Source organism: Falsirhodobacter sp. alg1, assembly GCF_000739715.2.
Classification (GTDB): Bacteria; Pseudomonadota; Alphaproteobacteria; order Rhodobacterales; family Rhodobacteraceae; genus Falsirhodobacter.
The window spans coordinates 1-2,666 of sequence record NZ_BBJC02000014.1 but is presented as its reverse complement, the minus strand read 5'-3'; the positions used below and the strand labels follow the sequence as shown (position 1 = coordinate 2,666).

2 protein-coding genes and 1 pseudogene are annotated in these 2,666 nt (G+C 50.6%); all 3 read right to left on the bottom strand.

Annotated features, from left to right (window positions below):
* A partial coding sequence (locus TR36_RS13800; RefSeq protein ID WP_192841364.1) for a glutathione S-transferase family protein occupies nucleotides 1-494 on the bottom strand: 494 nt, incomplete at its 3' end.
* Nucleotides 495-757: 263 nt separating this feature from the next.
* Nucleotides 758-1,198 (bottom strand): annotated as a pseudogene (locus TR36_RS13795) (sugar-binding domain-containing protein); the annotation flags it as partial.
* Nucleotides 1,199-1,320: 122 nt separating this feature from the next.
* Nucleotides 1,321-2,403 (bottom strand): DNA-binding transcriptional repressor LacI, encoded by a 1,083-nt coding sequence (gene lacI, locus TR36_RS13790; protein ID WP_000805902.1) that lies wholly within the window; start codon nucleotides 2,401-2,403, stop codon nucleotides 1,321-1,323.
* Nucleotides 2,404-2,666 lie beyond the last annotated feature (263 nt).

Genomic DNA, 2,666 nt, shown 5'->3' with positions numbered 1-2,666 from the left:
ATGTATAAAACAACATCAAGAGCGTCATACAACATGAAGTCAGGATGGGTTACATGATCACCATTTAAATATGTTTTATGACATAAACGATCTTCGAACATTTTCAGCATTTCAGGTAGCTTGCTAAGAAAATCAACTTTGAGAGTTTCAAAGTCTTTACTATATGCAATTCTCGAAACACCGTATCTAATATCCAAAACCGCTCCTTCAAGCATTGAAATCTCTGCACGCTCTTTTGGACAACCACCCAACATGTTGTGCTTGTCAGCTATATAACGTATGATGGCCATAGACTGTGTTAATTTAACATCACCATCAATATAATAAGGAAGATTGGGAAACTCCAAACCCAATTCAAACTTTTTGTTTCGCCATTTATCACCTTCATCGCGCTCATACAAATGCTCTTCATATTTTTCTTCAAGATATTCCAAAAGAAGTCGAGTGGGTTGCACAAGGCCCTTAATTTTCCAATAACCTAGTATAGGGGACATGAATACTGTTTCCTGTGTGAAATTGTTATCCGCTCACAATTCCACACATTATACGAGCCGATGATTAATTGTCAACAGCTCATTTCAGAATATTTGCCAGAACCGTTATGATGTCGGCGCAAAAAACATTATCCAGAACGGGAGTGCGCCTTGAGCGACACGAATTATGCAGTGATTTACGACCTGCACAGCCATACCACAGCTTCCGATGGCTGCCTGACGCCAGAAGCATTGGTGCACCGTGCAGTCGATAAGCTAATTCCAACGCCATCAAAAATAATTCGCGTCTGGCCTTCCTGTAGCCAGCTTTCATCAACATTAAATGTGAGCGAGTAACAACCCGTCGGATTCTCCGTGGGAACAAACGGCGGATTGACCGTAATGGGATAGGTCACGTTGGTGTAGATGGGCGCATCGTAACCGTGCATCTGCCAGTTTGAGGGGACGACGACAGTATCGGCCTCAGGAAGATCGCACTCCAGCCAGCTTTCCGGCACCGCTTCTGGTGCCGGAAACCAGGCAAAGCGCCATTCGCCATTCAGGCTGCGCAACTGTTGGGAAGGGCGATCGGTGCGGGCCTCTTCGCTATTACGCCAGCTGGCGAAAGGGGGATGTGCTGCAAGGCGATTAAGTTGGGTAACGCCAGGGTTTTCCCAGTCACGACGTTGTAAAACGACGGCCAGTGAATCCGTAATCATGGTCATAACTGTTTCCTGTGTGAAATTGTTATCCGCTCACAATTCCACACAACATACGAGCCGGAAGCATAAAGTGTAAAGCCTGGGGTGCCTAATGAGTGAGCTAACTTACATTAATTGCGTTGCGCTCACTGCCCGCTTTCCAGTCGGGAAACCTGTCGTGCCAGCTGCATTAATGAATCGGCCAACGCGCGGGGAGAGGCGGTTTGCGTATTGGGCGCCAGGGTGGTTTTTCTTTTCACCAGTGAGACGGGCAACAGCTGATTGCCCTTCACCGCCTGGCCCTGAGAGAGTTGCAGCAAGCGGTCCACGCTGGTTTGCCCCAGCAGGCGAAAATCCTGTTTGATGGTGGTTAACGGCGGGATATAACATGAGCTGTCTTCGGTATCGTCGTATCCCACTACCGAGATATCCGCACCAACGCGCAGCCCGGACTCGGTAATGGCGCGCATTGCGCCCAGCGCCATCTGATCGTTGGCAACCAGCATCGCAGTGGGAACGATGCCCTCATTCAGCATTTGCATGGTTTGTTGAAAACCGGACATGGCACTCCAGTCGCCTTCCCGTTCCGCTATCGGCTGAATTTGATTGCGAGTGAGATATTTATGCCAGCCAGCCAGACGCAGACGCGCCGAGACAGAACTTAATGGGCCCGCTAACAGCGCGATTTGCTGGTGACCCAATGCGACCAGATGCTCCACGCCCAGTCGCGTACCGTCTTCATGGGAGAAAATAATACTGTTGATGGGTGTCTGGTCAGAGACATCAAGAAATAACGCCGGAACATTAGTGCAGGCAGCTTCCACAGCAATGGCATCCTGGTCATCCAGCGGATAGTTAATGATCAGCCCACTGACGCGTTGCGCGAGAAGATTGTGCACCGCCGCTTTACAGGCTTCGACGCCGCTTCGTTCTACCATCGACACCACCACGCTGGCACCCAGTTGATCGGCGCGAGATTTAATCGCCGCGACAATTTGCGACGGCGCGTGCAGGGCCAGACTGGAGGTGGCAACGCCAATCAGCAACGACTGTTTGCCCGCCAGTTGTTGTGCCACGCGGTTGGGAATGTAATTCAGCTCCGCCATCGCCGCTTCCACTTTTTCCCGCGTTTTCGCAGAAACGTGGCTGGCCTGGTTCACCACGCGGGAAACGGTCTGATAAGAGACACCGGCATACTCTGCGACATCGTATAACGTTACTGGTTTCACATTCACCACCCTGAATTGACTCTCTTCCGGGCGCTATCATGCCATACCGCGAAAGGTTTTGCGCCATTCGATGGTGTCGGAATTTATGCGGTGTGAAATACCGCACAGATGCGTAAGGAGAAAATACCGCATCAGGCGCTCTTCCGCTTCCTCGCTCACTGACTCGCTGCGCTCGGTCGTTCGGCTGCGGCGAGCGGTATCAGCTCACTCAAAGGCGGTAATACGGTTATCCACAGAATCAGGGGATAACCCAGGAAAGAACA